This window comes from Pseudoclavibacter sp. RFBA6 (assembly GCF_002931575.1).
In the GTDB taxonomy this organism is placed as follows: domain Bacteria; phylum Actinomycetota; class Actinomycetes; order Actinomycetales; family Microbacteriaceae; genus Pseudoclavibacter; species Pseudoclavibacter terrae.
In genome coordinates, this window is record NZ_PSUA01000013.1 from 150,699 (window position 1) to 165,581 (window position 14,883).

The 14,883-nt window shown below is 66.4% G+C and carries 21 protein-coding genes; all 21 read right to left on the bottom strand.

Annotation, left to right across the window (positions count from 1 at the left end; translation table 11 throughout):
• Positions 1–13 precede the first annotated feature (13 nt).
• Entirely contained in the window at positions 14–937 is a 924-nt protein-coding gene (truA, locus tag C5C17_RS14150) for a tRNA pseudouridine(38-40) synthase TruA (RefSeq protein WP_104254017.1), read from the bottom strand.
• Positions 938–1,034: 97 nt separating this feature from the next.
• Positions 1,035–1,601, bottom strand: a complete 567-nt coding sequence (rplQ, locus tag C5C17_RS14155; protein WP_104254018.1) for a 50S ribosomal protein L17 — start codon at positions 1,599–1,601, stop codon at positions 1,035–1,037.
• Between the two features lie 45 nt (positions 1,602–1,646).
• Positions 1,647–2,642: a DNA-directed RNA polymerase subunit alpha gene (locus tag C5C17_RS14160; RefSeq protein WP_104254019.1), complete on the bottom strand. Its 996-nt coding sequence runs from the start codon at positions 2,640–2,642 to the stop codon at positions 1,647–1,649.
• Between the two features lie 149 nt (positions 2,643–2,791).
• Complete coding sequence (gene rpsK / locus C5C17_RS14165) at positions 2,792–3,190, bottom strand: 30S ribosomal protein S11 (protein ID WP_068479244.1); 399 nt, start codon at positions 3,188–3,190, stop codon at positions 2,792–2,794.
• A gap of 42 nt (positions 3,191–3,232) precedes the next feature.
• Positions 3,233–3,607 carry a 30S ribosomal protein S13 gene (gene rpsM / locus C5C17_RS14170; RefSeq protein ID WP_068479246.1) on the bottom strand — a complete coding sequence of 125 codons (375 nt, stop codon included), beginning with the start codon at positions 3,605–3,607 and terminating at the stop codon, positions 3,233–3,235.
• Between the two features lie 192 nt (positions 3,608–3,799).
• Positions 3,800–3,913 carry a 50S ribosomal protein L36 gene (gene rpmJ / locus C5C17_RS14175; protein WP_008361054.1) on the bottom strand — a complete coding sequence of 38 codons (114 nt, stop codon included), beginning with the start codon at positions 3,911–3,913 and terminating at the stop codon, positions 3,800–3,802.
• Positions 3,914–3,982: 69 nt separating this feature from the next.
• On the bottom strand, positions 3,983–4,204 hold the full coding sequence (gene infA, locus C5C17_RS14180; RefSeq protein WP_066056559.1) for a translation initiation factor IF-1: 222 nt from the start codon (positions 4,202–4,204) through the stop codon (positions 3,983–3,985).
• Between the two features lie 131 nt (positions 4,205–4,335).
• A complete protein-coding gene (gene map / locus C5C17_RS14185; RefSeq protein WP_104254020.1) occupies positions 4,336–5,175 on the bottom strand; it encodes a type I methionyl aminopeptidase in 840 nt (279 codons plus the stop codon).
• A gap of 45 nt (positions 5,176–5,220) precedes the next feature.
• Positions 5,221–6,207, bottom strand: a complete 987-nt coding sequence (locus C5C17_RS14190) for a hypothetical protein (protein WP_146079189.1) — start codon at positions 6,205–6,207, stop codon at positions 5,221–5,223.
• A gap of 19 nt (positions 6,208–6,226) precedes the next feature.
• Positions 6,227–6,601 (bottom strand): hypothetical protein, encoded by a 375-nt coding sequence (locus tag C5C17_RS14195; protein WP_104254022.1) that lies wholly within the window; start codon positions 6,599–6,601, stop codon positions 6,227–6,229.
• Entirely contained in the window at positions 6,594–7,412 is an 819-nt protein-coding gene (locus tag C5C17_RS14200; RefSeq protein WP_104254023.1) for a hypothetical protein, read from the bottom strand. Before C5C17_RS14200 ends, C5C17_RS14195 begins: the two co-directional genes overlap by 8 nt.
• A gap of 118 nt (positions 7,413–7,530) precedes the next feature.
• Positions 7,531–8,703, bottom strand: a complete 1,173-nt coding sequence (locus C5C17_RS14205; RefSeq protein WP_104254024.1) for a CaiB/BaiF CoA-transferase family protein — start codon at positions 8,701–8,703, stop codon at positions 7,531–7,533.
• A 9-nt stretch (positions 8,704–8,712) separates the two neighbouring features.
• On the bottom strand, positions 8,713–9,885 hold the full coding sequence (locus tag C5C17_RS14210; RefSeq protein WP_181028615.1) for an acyl-CoA dehydrogenase family protein: 1,173 nt from the start codon (positions 9,883–9,885) through the stop codon (positions 8,713–8,715).
• A gap of 212 nt (positions 9,886–10,097) precedes the next feature.
• Entirely contained in the window at positions 10,098–10,721 is a 624-nt protein-coding gene (locus C5C17_RS14215; RefSeq protein WP_104254026.1) for an adenylate kinase, read from the bottom strand.
• Positions 10,718–12,076 carry a preprotein translocase subunit SecY gene (secY, locus tag C5C17_RS14220; protein ID WP_104254027.1) on the bottom strand — a complete coding sequence of 453 codons (1,359 nt, stop codon included), beginning with the start codon at positions 12,074–12,076 and terminating at the stop codon, positions 10,718–10,720. The genes C5C17_RS14215 and secY overlap by 4 nt, the downstream gene beginning before the upstream one ends.
• Before the next feature lie 72 nt (positions 12,077–12,148).
• Positions 12,149–12,622 (bottom strand): 50S ribosomal protein L15, encoded by a 474-nt coding sequence (gene rplO / locus C5C17_RS14225; protein WP_068479260.1) that lies wholly within the window; start codon positions 12,620–12,622, stop codon positions 12,149–12,151.
• Positions 12,619–12,807, bottom strand: a complete 189-nt coding sequence (rpmD, locus tag C5C17_RS14230) for a 50S ribosomal protein L30 (RefSeq protein WP_068479261.1) — start codon at positions 12,805–12,807, stop codon at positions 12,619–12,621. The genes rplO and rpmD overlap by 4 nt, the downstream gene beginning before the upstream one ends.
• Complete coding sequence (rpsE, locus tag C5C17_RS14235) at positions 12,807–13,496, bottom strand: 30S ribosomal protein S5 (RefSeq protein WP_104254101.1); 690 nt, start codon at positions 13,494–13,496, stop codon at positions 12,807–12,809. The genes rpmD and rpsE overlap by 1 nt, the downstream gene beginning before the upstream one ends.
• 32 nt (positions 13,497–13,528) lie before the next feature.
• The gene (gene rplR / locus C5C17_RS14240; protein WP_068479263.1) at positions 13,529–13,900 is read right to left on the bottom strand and encodes a 50S ribosomal protein L18; all 372 of its coding nucleotides are present in this window, start codon (positions 13,898–13,900) and stop codon (positions 13,529–13,531) included.
• Between the two features lie 2 nt (positions 13,901–13,902).
• Entirely contained in the window at positions 13,903–14,439 is a 537-nt protein-coding gene (gene rplF, locus C5C17_RS14245) for a 50S ribosomal protein L6 (RefSeq protein WP_104254028.1), read from the bottom strand.
• A gap of 6 nt (positions 14,440–14,445) precedes the next feature.
• Positions 14,446–14,844, bottom strand: a complete 399-nt coding sequence (rpsH, locus tag C5C17_RS14250; RefSeq protein ID WP_068479267.1) for a 30S ribosomal protein S8 — start codon at positions 14,842–14,844, stop codon at positions 14,446–14,448.
• Between the last annotated feature and the right edge of the window lie 39 nt (positions 14,845–14,883).

A 14,883-nucleotide genomic window follows, 5' to 3' on the forward strand; every position in this document is an offset into this window, starting at 1 on the left:
GAGACCCTGGGAATCAGTCGGGAGATGTAGATCCCGCATCGACGCTCGTGGACTCGCCCAGCGGCTCGACCAGATGCAGCGCCGGGCGCTGCGCCCTCGTCACCTGCTGCCGTTCGAGCAGCTGGTGCTCGGGCGGGTAGCCGACCCCCGTCAAGGTCAGGCCTTTTGCGGAGAGGACGGGGAACGCGCTGCTTCGCTCAGTCGCCTCGAGCAGCGCCGGTACGTCCTTTATGCGGATGCGCCCGGCCCCCACCTCAGCGCACATGCCCACGAGAGAGCGCACCATCGAGTGGCAGAACGCATCAGCTTCGAGGTGCGCGAGGAGCACGCCGTGCTCATCGCGCGTCCAGTCGAACCGCTGCAGCGTGCGGATCGTCGTCGCATTCGGACGGGGCCTGCAGAAGCCGGCGAAGTCGTGGAGGCCCACGAGGGTGTCCGCCGCCGCCTGCATGAGGCCAGCGTCCAGCGCGCGGGTGACGACGGCGGTCCGGTGCCGTTCGATGGGATTCGGGGGCGTGAGTCGGTCTGCGATGCGGAACTCGTAGCTGCGTGAGATCGCCGAGAAGCGCGCGTCGAAGCCGTCCGGCGCCGGTGAGACGCGGGCGACGACGACGTCGCTGTCACGCCCGAGCACACCGTTGGTGCGGCGGAGGAGGATCTCGGCGATGTCGTCGTCTGACCGCCGTCGGACGTTGTCGATCGCACGCTCATCGAGATCGAGGTGCGCGACCTGAGCCGTGGCGTGGACGCCGGCGTCGGTTCTGCCCGCGACGGTGAGGAGCGGGCCGGGCGGCAGTTCGCGGGCAACGAGGCGGAGCGCGTCCTCGAGCGCGCCTTGGACGGTGCGCAGCTCGGGCTGCGCGGCCCAACCGCTGAAGGCTGTTCCGTCGTAGGCGATGTCCAGACGGAACCGTGCCGTGTCTCGCCCGTGCGCCATGAACTCATCTTCCCTTACTCGATCACGATTCTCTGCGACACGACGAAGCCCCCGAGCATTCCGTCTGGATGCTCGAGGGCTTCGGTGTCAGGTTCGACTACTTGGCGTCGTCGGCCTTCTCGTCGGTGTCCGACTCGGCGGCGTCTGCTGCCGCGTCGTTGGCTTCCGTCGGCTGCGTGCCGCCATCGGCCGTGGGCTCGGACGCCTCGGTGTCACCCGCGGCCGTCTCGACCTCGTCCGCTTCGACCTCGGGCTCAGCAGGTGCCGCGGCTGGGGCGGTCTTCACTGCGGAGGCCTTCGGGGTGACGGGCTCGAGCACGAGCTCGATGACTGCCATGGGGGCGTTGTCGCCCTTGCGGTAGCCGGTCTTGATGATGCGGGTGTATCCGCCGTCGCGACCTGCCATCTGCGGTGCGATCTCCGTGAAGAGCTCGTGCACGACGGTCTTGTCGGTGACGACCTGCAGCACGCGACGGCGTGCGTGGATGTCGCCGCGCTTCGCGAAGGTGATCAGGCGCTCAGCGAGCGGGCGGAGGCGCTTGGCCTTCGTCTCGGTCGTCTGGATGCGCTTGTGCGTGTACAGCTGGGCCGCGAGCGTCGCGAGCATGAGGCGCTCGTGTGCGGGGCCGCCTCCGAGGCGAGGACCCTTGTTGGGCTTAGGCATTCGTCATTCTCTTTCGTGTGAAGTCGGTCTGGCGGGCAGGTCTGTTTAGACGTACTCGCCGGTGTCGTCGCCGGCACCGTAGAAGTGAGCGCCCTCGAACCCGGGAACCGAGTCCTTGAGCGAGAGGCCGAGCTCGGTGAGCTTGTCGCGCACCTCGTCGACCGACTTCTGACCGAAGTTGCGGATGTTCATGAGCTGGGTCTCGCTGAGCGCGACGAGCTCGGAAACGGTGTTGATGCCCTCGCGCTTGAGGCAGTTGTACGAGCGCACGGAGAGGTCGAGGTCTTCGATCGGCATCGACAGCTCGTTGGTGAGGACCGCGTCGACCGGCGCTGGGCCGATCTCGATGCCCTCTGCCTGCTCGTTCAGCTCGCGGGCGAGGCTGAAGAGCTCGACGAGCGTACGACCGGCCGAGGCGATGGCGTCGCGCGGCGAGATGGCCGGCTTCGTCTCGACGTCGACGACGAGGTTGTCGAAGTCGGTGCGCTCACCGGCACGCGTCGCGTCTACACGGTAGGTGACCTTGAGGACGGGCGAGTAGATCGAGTCAATCGGGACCTGGCCGGCCTCGGAGAACTCGTTGCGGTTCTGCGTCGCCGACACGTAGCCGCGGCCGCGCTCGATGGTGAGCTCGAGCTCGAACTTCGCGTCGTCGTTCAGCGTCGCGATGACGAGGTCCGGGTTGTGCACCTCGACACCGGCCGGTGCGGAGATGTCAGCAGCCGTGACCTCGCCAGCCCCCGTCTTGCGGAGGTAGGCCGTGATCGGCTCATCGTGCTCGCTGGAGACGACCAGCTGCTTGATGTTGAGGATGATCTCGGTGACGTCTTCCTTCACACCAGGGATGGTCGTGAACTTGTGGAGGACACCGTCGAGACGGATGCTCGTGACTGCAGCCCCCGGGATGGAGGACAACAGGGTGCGACGCAGTGAGTTGCCGAGGGTGTAGCCGAAGCCGGGCTCGAGCGGTCCGATCGTGAACTTCGAGCGGTTCTCGGAGAGGCTTTCCTCGGTGAGCGTTGGACGCTGTGCGATAAGCACTATGGGTTCCTTTCGGCAAAGTGTCCGCTATATGACACTTGGCGATTCAGCCGACGCACGTCGTCGACCGGGTGTGGAGTTCGAGCGGGGACGCCGAACATCCGCCACAAGGCTCTCCCTTGCGGGAGAGCCTCGCAGCGGACGAGAGGCTAGACGCGGCGACGCTTCGGGGGGCGGCAGCCGTTGTGTGCCTGGGGGGTGACGTCGTTGATCGAGCCGACCTCGAGGCCAGCGGCCTGAAGCGAGCGGATCGCGGTCTCGCGACCGGAGCCCGGTCCCTTGACGAAGACGTCGACCTTCTTCATGCCGTGCTCCTGCGCCTGACGAGCTGCTGCCTCGGCGGCGAGCTGAGCGGCGAACGGGGTCGACTTGCGCGAGCCCTTGAAGCCGACTCCACCGGAGGACGCCCAGCTGATGACAGCTCCGGACGGGTCGGTGATCGACACGATCGTGTTGTTGAAGGTCGACTTGATGTGAGCCTGGCCCACTGCGACGTTCTTCTTGTCCTTCTTGCGCGGCTTACGAGCGGCGCTCTTTGGGGTAGCCAATGTTCTCTCCTACGAAATCTGCGGGCGCTGTCGCGGCGGCGACTAGCGTGCCTTCTTCTTGCCGGCGACCGTGCGCTTCGGACCCTTGCGGGTACGCGCGTTGGTCTTCGTGCGCTGGCCGCGCACGGGGAGACCGCGGCGGTGGCGGAGACCCTCGTAGCTGCCGATTTCGACCTTGCGGCGGATGTCAGCTGCGACCTCGCGTCGGAGGTCACCTTCTACCTTGAAGTTGCCTTCGATGTAGTCGCGGAGCTGGACGAGCTGCTCGTCGTCGAGGTTCTTGACGCGGATGTTGCCGTCGATGCCGGTGTCCTCGAGCGCCTTGAGTGCGCTCGTGCGGCCGACGCCGTAGATGTAGGTGAGTGCGATCTCGACGCGCTTTTCGCGCGGGAGGTCGACGCCTGCGAGACGTGCCATGGGATTTCTCCTGTGGGTTGAGGTGTGATGCACCGGATGGGCCCCGGCCTCGGTCCGAAGGTGTCCCCGTCGGGCTCGACGCCCTTCGGTTCTTACTGGTGCTGTTTCGTATTCAGTTGTGACGTCGAGTGCTGATGCACTCAGGGGCATCTCTCACGCGCGACTCGCACGTGAGAGAGGAGCCCCGAGCGATTAGCCCTGGCGCTGCTTGTGGCGCGGGTTCTCGCAGATGACCATGACGCGACCGTGACGGCGGATAACCTTGCACTTGTCGCAGATCTTCTTGACGCTGGGGTTGACCTTCATTGAAGTTCCTTCTGTGATCGCTGGCCTCGTGCTGGGCATACGCATGCCCAGCCGTTCCTTACAGCGTGCCTACTTGTAGCGGTAGACGATGCGGCCGCGGGTCAAGTCGTACGGGCTCAACTCCACGATCACGCGGTCCTCAGGAAGGATGCGGATGTAGTGCTGACGCATCTTGCCCGAGATGTGAGCAAGAACCTTGTGTCCGTTCGAGAGCTCTACGCGGAACATTGCGTTTGGCAATGCCTCGACAACCGAACCCTCGATCTCGATGACGCCGTCTTTCTTGGCCATAGCCTCACTGTCGTTTGCTATTGAATGCACGCTGGTCGTGCGGATGGACGGTGACGACGCGCGCGAAATCGCAACGCAAAAGACACCAAGCGTCAACTCTAGGTGGTCTTCCCGCGGAGTGCAAGTGCGGTCTATACTCCTGCGCCAGCTGGCAGAGCCGGCACCACGCCGAATGGCGCGAGTCCCGCCGCTCCCCCGTCGTGGGCGGTCGAGACCCAGATGCCGCCGGCATGGACGAGGATGGTGTGCTCCCAGTGCGCGCCGAGCGTTCCGTCGGCTGAGCGCACGGTCCACTCGTCATCGTCGATGACCACATCCGGCCCGCCGAGCGTGAGCATCGGCTCGATGCAGATGGCGAGTCCCGGCTTGACGACGGGCCCTCGGCCGAACACGCGGATGTTGTGCACGGTCGGCTCCTCGTGCATGCTGCGCCCGATGCCATGTCCCGCGAAGTCCTCGAGGATCCCGAAGTCGCCGGACTGCTCGATGGATTCCTCGACCGCCGCGCCGACCTCGGCGAGGTGCTTCGCCGTCGCGAGCTTCGCGATACCTGCCCAGAGCGAGCGTTCGCAGGCCTCGCTGAGGCGCGCCCCATCCGCCACCGCGGCCGTGTCCGCGCCGTCGCCCGGAACGACGAAGGTGCGTGCGGAGTCCCCGTTCCAGCCTTCGAACATGGCACCGGCGTCGATCGAGACCAGCTGCCCTGCCCTGAGCGGCTCGGCGTTCGGAATGCCGTGCACCACCGCATCGTCGACGGAGGCGCAGATCGTGTGGCGGTACCCGGGGACGAGCGCGAAGTTCGGGACCGCGCCCTTGTCGCGCACGACCCTCTCCGCGATGGCGTCCAGCTCCAGCGTGGTCACTCCCGGCCGGATCGCCTCTGCGACGGCGTCGAGGGCGAGAGCCGTGATCAGCCCGGCTGGGACCATCGCTGCGAGCTCGGCAGGGGTCTTGTAGATGCTCTTGCGCATCAGGAGAGTCTACGACCCTGGTGAAGGCGGCGACCGTGTCCACCCTCAGCCGGTGGCGACGCAGTCGCCGTCGATCCACAGGTACAGCCATCCATCGTTCGTCTCCAGGGTTGCGAGGGCCAGCGCGTCGCTGCCGAGACCGTCTCCCGTCACCGAGGTGCTGTCCGCGATGAACTCGGTGTCCCTGGAGACAACCAGCCCGTGCTGCGTCCAGAGTTCCTCGACCGCGGTCATGTCGATGTCGGCGGTGGGGCTCCTGAAGCTCGCCGAGACCCATGCCTGGACCCCGGGATGCTCCTCATCGCCGCATGCGACCTCATTGACGCCCACGTACTGCGCGTAGTCGGGGTTGTCCTCGAGGGGTTCAGGCACGAGCGCTCTGGTCTCATCTGCAAGGGCTGTGACAGCCGCCTTCACCTCGTCGGCACTCAAGGACGAGAACGTCGGGACTACGGGAGCAGCGGGCGACGGCTCGACGTACGTGTCGTCGTAGCCGTACCCGAACTCCGCCTCGTCGTAGGTTCCCTCGTAGCTGGTGGAGAGGCTGGAGGACGCGGTCACAACACCGTTCACCACGACAGTGGCGGCGATCAGGAGCATGGCGAGCGTCGATAGAGCCGAGATCGCCAGGGGCCCATAGAGAGGGCCAGCCTGCTCGGCCTTCCCCTCGCGGCGCATCCGGCCCACCAGCAGCCAGACCACCACGGCGACCAGCGCGGGGATCAGAGCGAGGAGCACGATCAGGACCGCCTGCAGAATCGCTCCCCACACGTAGCTCCCCGCCGTGGCCATCCCGTCGAGGAAGTACGTGGGCGAGAGAATTGCCATGCCGACGGAGGAGAACGGGCTCAGCGCTATCACAGCCGCGAAGACGGGAACCTGCACGACGGCAACGGCAAGCGCGTACAGGCCGATGATCAGCGCGCGGTCTGGCGTACTGGGCGCACGGCCGCCGGCGCCCTGCTGACGTTGCGGCTCCGGTCGCGCCGAGTCCACGCCAACCTCGGCCGCGCGCTCGTCTGAGCTCTCCATCGTGTTGTCCTCCTGCACGTCATGCACCAGCAGCCCGGCTCGCCGCGACGGCACACCAGATGATTGTGAAGGCAGCGTTCGCCGCTGCCAGCAGACCGGCGGCCACGACGGCGGCGAGTGCCCCGCGCGTCCGGATCCTCGCGAGCCGGACCGAGCCGCCGACGGCCACGGCGAAGATGAGGGCAGGGAAGGCGGCGAGCAGCCCTCCGCGGATCCAGAGCCACGCGGCCGGCAGGTCGCCGGTCGCTGTCGCGAACGGGAACGTGATCGCGACGAGCGGCGCGAGCGAGCTGATCGCGGCGCAGACCAGGACGACGGTGGCCAGCGGCCACGGTTGCGGCTTCTCTGCGAGCGAGCAAGCAGGGGCGCTCGGTGGCGCGTGCAGCTCAGTCATCGGCCACGCCGCACTTCCCCGAGATGGTGAGGGTCAGCCACGGTTCGCCCGGCAGGGTCTCATCCGGCCCCATCAGCGATACGAACGACACCGAGGGATGGTAGGTGCCGCTGGCCACCAGCGTGTCCACGGTCGCCTCGACGAAGAAGCCTTCGCTGCGCACGAGCGCTTCGACGGCCGCCCAGCTCGCGGCGTCGTCAGCTGTCCTGAAGCTGAAGACGTTCTCGTACCTGACCCCCGGATGCGCGTAGTCCCCGCAGCCCTGCGGGTTGGGCTGCGCGCGCAGCGGGAACTGCGAGTCCTCGGTGACCGGGTCGGCAAGCACATCGACGAGCGCATCGACAAGAGCGCTGTAGTCCGCTTCCAGCTCGTTCTGGGTCAGGACCGTCGTCGTCTCTTCGCCGCCGATCCCCCACTGCTCCCAGCTGGCTACCGCGCGCTCGTTGTCGACCCGCTGAGCCGACGCCGCCATCTCACCGGCGTGGCGTGCGGGGGCAACAAGAAGCGTGGTGCTTCCCGCGACCGCGACGAGGCACAGAGCGGCTGTGATCCACGTTCGGCGTCGCGCGTCCCTCACACGTCGCCGGCGGAGCGAGAGGGCGGCGATGCACGCCGCCGTCACCAGGGCAAAGGCGAAGAGCGCGCCGGATACCGCTCTGTCGGAAACGAGCGCGTCACGCACCGCCGTGAGCGGGGACGCCTCTGACAGCGCGACCGCGGTCAGCACGCCCACGACGGCCACGACGCCAGCTGCGGCAAGGATCGCCGCGTCCTCAGCGCTGCTCCGCTGCGGTGCAGAACCGTTTGTCATGCATGCACCTCGACCTCCCGGTGCCCCTGATGTGGCGCACCAGAACGACGCTAGTGGGCGGCCCGGGCTTCTCCGGTCACCAGACGACAACGCTTCGGCAAGGCTGCGCGTCCGCACGTCACGGTTCAGTAACGCGCTCCTGGTGCCAGACGGTCCTCTCCCCCTCCGCTGGGAGATCGGGCGGCGGCCCGGCGGAGCGCGCGGGTGTCGACGAGAGGTGGATGGGGTTCGCCACCGACCGCACACGCTCTCCTTCCTCGTCCGTCAGCTCGAGGACCGCCTCGAGCCCGAGCGACTCCGCGAAGGCGAACGCCTCCGCGACGTCGTTCACCAGACCGGCTGGAACCCGAGCGTCGGTCAGACGCCGCACCCAGTCGCGGGCATCATCTTCGCCAAGTCGGGCGCCCAGCAGCTCTCTGAGCTCCGACCGGTGGTGCACGCGGAGCTGATTCGAAGAGAAGCGGGCGTCGGTGGCCAGCTCCGAGCAGCCCAAGGTCTCGACGAGGGACGCGAACTGACGATCGTTGCCGACGGCGATCACGAGTGGCCGGTCCCGAGCGTCGAACAGCTCGTACGGCGCGATGCTCGGGTGCGCGTTGCCGAGCCGCGCAGGAGCCTCACCCGTCGCCAGCGTGCTCGACGCCTGATTTGCGAGCGCCGACAGCAGACTCGTCATGAGATCGACCTCGACCCGCTGCCCGACGCCGCTTCTTTCCCGCTCGCGGAGCGCAAGGAGTATCCCGGTCACGGCGTTCAACCCGGTCAGCACGTCGACGAGGGCGACGCCGACCTTGCTCGGCTCTCCGTCCACCGGCCCCGTGATGCTCATGAGGCCGCCGACGGCCTGCACCAGCAGGTCGTAGCCGGGCATCGCTGCACCGCCAACGGTGCCGAATCCCGTGACAGAGCAGTACACGGCGGACGGGTTCTCACCGCGCACGGTCTCGTAGTCCAGACCGAAGCGCGCCATGACTCCGGGCCGGAAGTTCTCGACCACGACATCAGCCTCGAGGGCGAGGCGCTTCGCCGTCGCGAGGTCAGCGGCGTCGGTCAGGTCGAGCAGCAGCGACCGCTTGCCCCTGTTCACTCCCCCGAAGTACGTCGACTGCCCACGCGCATCGACCGGCGGCGTCCAGGCGCGCGTCTCATCACCGCCCGGTGGCTCGATCTTGATGACGTCCGCGCCGAAGTCGGCCAGCATCATCGTCGCGTACGGGCCCGCGAGCACCCGCGAGAAGTCCGCGACCCGCACCCCGCTCAGCACACCGTCATGTTCGGGATCCGGAAGCATCGGTCGTTCCTACCTGAAGGCCGGGATGCCGGTCAGCTTGTTGCCGAGCACGAGGGTGTGGATCTCGTCCGTCCCCTCGTAGGTGCGCACCGACTCGAGGTTGTTCGCATGACGCAGCGGAGAGTAGTCGAGGGTGATGCCGTTGCCGCCGAGTACAGTCCGTGCCTCACGTGCGATGGCGATCGCCTCACGCGTGTTGTTGAGCTTGCCAGCGGAGATGTGATGCGGCTGGATGCGCCCGGCATCCTTGAGGCGTCCCAGCTGGAGCGCGAGGAGGAAGCCCTTGTTGATCTCGAGAGCCATGTCGACGAGCTTCTGCTGGGTCAGCTGGAAGCCGGACAGCGGACGGTTGAACGGGTGCCGCTCCCCCGCGTAGGCGAGTGCCGCCTCGAAGCTGTCCCTAGCCGCCCCCATGACGCCCCACGCGATGCCGTACCGGGCTTCGTTGAGGCACTCGAACGGCCCGCGCAGCCCGCGTGCTCCCGGGAGCATGGCATCGGCAGGCACCCTGACCTCGTCGAGGACGATGTCGCACTGCACGGAGGCGCGCATCGAGAGCTTCGGGCCGATTGGCGTCGCCGAGAAGCCGGCGGATGCGGTCGGCACGAGGAAGCCGCGGACGCCGTCGTCGGTCTGCGCCCAGATGACTGCGATCTGCGCAAGCGACGCCAGGCCGATCCATCTCTTCGCCCCGCTGAGAACCCAGTCGTCGCCGTCCCGCCGGGCGAAGGTGCGCATGGTCCCCGGGTCAGATCCAGCCTCGGGCTCGGTCAGACCGAAGCATCCGATGACCTCGCCCGCCGCCATGCGCGGAAGCCACTCGTTCTTCTGGTCCTCGCTGCCGTGCTTCCAGATCGCGCTCATCGCGAGAGAGCCCTGCACGGAGACGAACGTGCGGATCCCCGAGTCGCCAGCCTCCAGCTCGGCGGCCGCGATCCCGTACTCGACGGCGCTGCGTCCGGCGCATCCGTACCCGCTCAGGTGCATGCCGAGCAGTCCCTCGCTCGCAAGCACCGGCACGAGGTCGATCGGGAACTCAGCATCCTCGTACCAGGAGGCGATGCGCGGCCGCACGTGCTCGTCCACGAGGAATCGCACCCGTCGACGCAACGCCAATTCCTCTTCATTCAGCAGCACGTCGAAATCGACGAGGTCATGTGGCTCAGCTGACGGCGAGGGCATACGCGTCTCCATTCCTGGACAACCTTGTCTGCAGGGTTCATGCAGCGCCTCCCGACTGGGAGGCGTACAGCGCAACGCTAGCCGAGAAGATCAGCGGTGAACCAGGGACGAAAAGCCCGGGACGAGGGCCGCCGTGGGCGATCGGCCCCCAGCACGAAGGACCCGCCGGAGTTTCCTCCCGGCGGGTCCTACGTTGCGGTGCGGTGTCGTGCCTACTTGCCGCTCAAGCGGTGCAGCGGGTGACGCAGGCCACGCTGCTCGAGGGCGGCGAAGATCCGGTTGCGAACTTCTTCGACCGTGCCGAAGCCGTTGACGCTCACGAGCACGCCGCGCGCTGCGTACGTCTCGAGAAGAGGCGCCGTCTCCTGCAGGTACACGTTCTGACGGTGGCGGATGGCCTCTTCCGTGTCATCCGCGCGACCCTGCTCGAGCGAACGACGGCGGAGACGCTCGACGACGCTGTCCACCTCGACCTTGAGCTCGATGACCGCGTCGATCGCGGTGCCCTGCTCCGCGAGCAGCTGCGTCAGGAAGGCGACCTGCTCCAGGGTGCGGGGGTAGCCGTCGAGCAGGAAGCCGGCCGCGGCGTCTGCCTCGGTCAGGCGGTCGCGCACGAGCTCGTTCGTGAGGGAATCGGGAACGAGGTTGCCGCTCTCGATGATCTCCCGAACCTGGATGCCGAGGTTCGTGCCGTTCTTGATGTTGGCACGGAAGATGTCGCCCGTGGAGATGGCGGGGATGCCGAAGGCCTCAGCGATGCCGACGGCCTGGGTTCCCTTGCCAGCCCCCGGAGGTCCGACGATGAGCAGGCGGAAGGTCTGGTCGTGATGTGTCATCGGAGAAGCCCCTCGTAGTTGCGTTGTTGGAGTTGAGCATCGATCTGCTTCACCGTCTCCAGCCCGACACCGACGACGATGAGGATCGAGGCGCCACCGAATGGGAAGTTCGCGTTCGCGTTGACGGTGGAGAGCGCGATGAGCGGGATGAGCGCGAGCACACCCAGGTACAGGGAGCCGGGGAACGTGATGCGCGTCAGCACGAAGTTGAGGTACTCGGCGGTGGGTCGACCGGCGCGGATACCGGGCACGAAGCCTCCGTGCTTGCGCATGTTCTCTGCGACTTCCTCCGGGTTGAAGGCGATCGCGACGTAGAAGTACGTGAAGCCGATGATGAGGAGGAAGTACACCGCCATGTAGAGCGGGTGGTCTCCGGTCGTGAAGTTGTTCATGACCCAGGTGACCCACTCGGGCGGGGTCTCCCCCGCCGCCGGCTGGTTGAACTGCGCGACGAGCGCGGGCAGGTACAGCAGCGACGAGGCGAAGATCACGGGGATCACGCCTGCCTGGTTCACCTTGATGGGGATGTACGTGCTGTTGCCACCGTAGGTGCGGCGCCCGACCATGCGCTTGGCGTACTGCACCGGGATGCGACGCTGCGACTGCTCGACGAACACGACGGCCATCATGATCAGGAGCCCGATCGCGATGACGATGACGAGCGTCGTCATGCCACCGGTTCCCGCCGCGATGGCGCCGAACGCGGAGGGGAACGACGCGGCGATCGAGGTGAAGATCAGGAGCGACATGCCGTTGCCGACGCCGCGCTCCGTGATGAGCTCCGCCATCCACATGATGACTGCGGTGCCGGCGGTCATGGCAGCGACCATGAGCACGATGCGGACCATGTTGATCACGGCGTTCTCGGGCGTCGCAGCCGACTCGTTGAGCATGTTGAGCACGTTCTCGCAGGCTGCGTTGCCTGTGCCGAAGAGCGTCCCCGACTTCGCGACTGTGGCGAGCGTCGTGGCCTGCAGGATCGCGAGGGCGATCGTCAGGTAGCGCGTGTACTGCGTGAGCTTCGACTGGCCAGCCTGACCCTCCTTGTGGAGTGCCTCGAAGTGTGGGATGACCACACGCAGCAGCTGCGTGATGATCGATGCCGTGATGTACGGCATGATGCCCAGCGCGAAGATCGACAACTGGAGCAGCGCACCACCGGAGAACAGGTTGACCATGTCGTAGAGACCGGCCATCTGCGTCCCAGTGTCGAGGCACTGCTGCACGTTGACGTAGTTCACAAAGGGGCCAGGAACCGTGGTGCCGATCCGGTAGATGGCGACCATAGCGAGCGTGAAGAGGATCTTGCGACGAAGATCCGGAGTCTTGAACACTCGTGCGACGGCACTGAACACTACGTTCCTGCTTTCATTTCTCGTGAAAGAGACAAGCGGGGGTCGGCAACCGCCGACCCCCGCTTGGAGTTACTACTTGACGGAACCGCCGGCAGCAACGATCTTCTGCTCTGCTGAGCTGGAGACCTTGTCGACCGCGACGTTCAGCTTAACCGCAATCTCGCCATTGCCGAGCACCTTGACGGGCTCGTTCTTGCGAACCGCGCCCTTTGCCACGAGGTTCGCGATGGTGACATCGCCGCCCTCGGGGAAGAGCTCAGCCAGCTTGGAGAGGTTGACGACCTGGTACTCGACGCGGAACGGGTTCTTGAACCCGCGCAGCTTCGGCGTACGCATGTGCAGTGGCATCTGGCCACCTTCGAAGCCGATGCGCACGGTGGTACGTGCCTTCGACCCCTTGGTGCCGCGACCAGCGGTCTTGCCCTTGGAGCCCTCACCGCGACCGACGCGCGTCTTGGACTTCTTGGCGCCGGGAGCGGGGCGGAGGTGGTGGACCTTGAGCTGCGGCTCGGAGGTCACGTCCTTCTCGTTCTCGTTCTTGCTCATTCGGAAATCTCCTCAACTGAGACCAGGTGAGCGACAGTCTTGACGTAGCCGCGGTTCACCGAGTTGTCCGGCTTCACGACGGTGTCGCCGATGCGCTTGAGGCCGAGCGAGCGCAGGGTGTCGCGCTGGTTCTGCTTCTCGCTGATCTTGGACTTGATCTGGGTCACCTTGAGACTCGCGGCCATCAGGCACCAACCTTCTGTGCTTCGGCTGCTGCCTTGGCCGCGTTGGCCTCGGCACGCAGGATGCGCTGCGGGACGACCTGGTCGACAGGCAGGCCACGACGAGCTGCGACGGCGCGCGGCTCCTCGAGCTGCTTGAGGGCCGCGACGGTCGCGTGCACGATGTTGATCGTGTTCGACGAGCCGAGCGACTTCGACAGGACGTCATGGATGCCCGCGCACTCGAGTACGGCGCGGACGGGGCCACCGGCGATAACACCGGTACCTGCAGCGGCGGGACGGAGCAGGACGACGCCTGCTGCTGCCTCGCCCTGCACGGGGTGCGGGATCGTCTTCAGGACGCGCGGGACGCGGAAGAAGTTCTTCTTCGCCTCTTCGACGCCCTTGGAGATGGCCAGGGGGACCTCACGGGCCTTGCCGTAGCCGACGCCCACGAGTCCGTTGCCGTCTCCGACGACGACGAGCGCGGTGAACGCGAAGCGTCGACCACCCTTGACGACCTTGGAGACGCGGTTGATAGTGACGACGCGCTCAAGGAACTGGCTCTTGTCGTCGCGGGAGTTGCGGTCACGACCGCCACCCTGTCCGCGCTCGCCGCGACCGCCGCCGCGACGGTTGCTGTCGCGTCCGCTGCCGCCCTCGCGCTGTGCCGACTCACTCGACGCGGCCGTCTCAACGGGCGTGTCGGTCATGTTGTCGGGCGTGTTGGTGTCGATTTTCTCGGTCACAGGTTCAGCCCTGCCTCTCGTGCTCCATCAGCGATGGCCGCGACGCGACCGGCGTACTTGTTGCCGCCGCGGTCGAAGACCACGCTCTCGATGCCGGCGTCCTTGGCGCGTGCGCCGACGAGCTCGCCGACTCGCTTCGCCTTTGCGGACTTGTCGCCCTCGAACGCACGCAGCTCAGCTTCCATGGTGGATGCGGATGCGAGCGTGATGCCCTTGGTGTCGTCGACAACCTGGACGAAGACGTGACGCGCGGAGCGCGTGACGACGAGACGGGGACGCTGCGCGTCGCCGGAGACCTTCTTGCGAAGGCGGACGTGGCGGCGACGGGTCGCTGCCTGCTTGCTCTTTCCTCGAGTTCCGAGTCCCATGGTTACTTACCTGACTTTCCGGCCTTGCGGCGGATCTGCTCGCCCTCGTAACGCACGCCCTTGCCCTTGTAGGGCTCGGGGAGGCGGAGCTTGCGGATGTTCGCTGCGACCTCGCCGACAGCCTGCTTGTCGATTCCGACGACCGTGAGCTTGTTGTTGCCCTCGACCTGGAACGTGATGCCCGCCGGGGGCTCGACGTTGATCGGGTGCGAGTAGCCGAGTGCGAACTCGACGCCCGTGCCCTTGGAAACGATGCGGTAACCGGTTCCAACGACCTCGAGCTTCTTGGTGTAGCCCTCGGTGACGCCGATGATGTTGTTGTTGATGAGCGTGCGGGTCAGGCCGTGCAGTGCACGGGACTCACGCTCGTCGTTCGGACGCGTGACGAGAACCTGACCGTCTTCGAGCTTGACCTCGATGGGGTTGGCGACGACGAGCGCGAGCTCGCCCTTCGGGCCCTTGACGGTGACGTTCTGCGCGTCGATCTTGATGTCAACGCCAGCTGGGACGCTGATCGGGAGACGACCAATTCGTGACATGACGGATTACCACACGTAGGCGAGGACTTCTCCGCCTACGCCCTTCTGCTCGGCCTGACGGTCCGTGAGGAGACCGGAGGAGGTGGACAGGATGGCAATGCCGAGGCCGCCGAGGACGCTTGGCAGCTCGGTCGAGCGCGCGTAGACGCGAAGACCTGGCTTGGAGACGCGCTTGATGCCGACGATCGACCTCTCGCGGTTCGGACCGAACTTGAGCGAGAGAGTGAGGGTCTGGCCCACTCGTGCATCTTCGACTGTCCAGTCGGTGATGTAGCCCTCGCGCTTGAGGATGTCGGCAATGTGGGACTTGAGCTTCGAGCTCGGCATCGACACGGAGTCGTGGTGCGCCGAGTTCGCGTTGCGCAGTCGCGTCAGCATATCTGCGACGGGATCTGTCATCGTCATGATGAGTGCCTTTCGCCTGGTTTCGCGGGGCCGTACACG